Origin of the sequence: Alkalihalophilus lindianensis, from assembly GCF_032843265.1 — a bacterium.
Taxonomy (GTDB): domain Bacteria; phylum Bacillota; class Bacilli; order Bacillales; family Bacillaceae_D; genus Alkalihalophilus; species Alkalihalophilus lindianensis.
This window is the reverse complement of the sequence record NZ_JAWJBA010000863.1, coordinates 1-244: the sequence shown is the minus strand read 5'-3', so window position 1 is coordinate 244 and position 244 is coordinate 1. Positions and strand designations below refer to the sequence as shown.

Here is a 244-nt window from a genome sequence, read left to right as displayed (position 1 = left end):
ATAAAGGGGATACCTCTCTCCACACCCATATTAAGAAGAAGGTGAAAAGGATGCAGCGGGTTACCAATTGTGTGTTGGTAAAAGAGAATAAAGTATTGTTGCTGCAAAAACCTCGCCGGGGCTGGTGGGTAGCGCCAGGCGGAAAAATGGAGCCGGGTGAATCGGTTCGTGATTCATGTATAAGGGAATATCGTGAGGAAACCGGGGTTTACTTAAAAAATCCGCAATTAAAAGGGATTTTTAC

Annotated in this window: 1 protein-coding gene; it reads left to right on the top strand. The window is 44.7% G+C overall.

All coding sequences use genetic code 11. The annotated features are described in order from the left end of the window. Nucleotides 1–50: 50 nt before the first annotated feature. A partial coding sequence (locus tag RYX56_RS24585; protein ID WP_317124418.1) for an NUDIX domain-containing protein occupies nt 51–244 on the top strand: 194 nt, incomplete at its 3' end.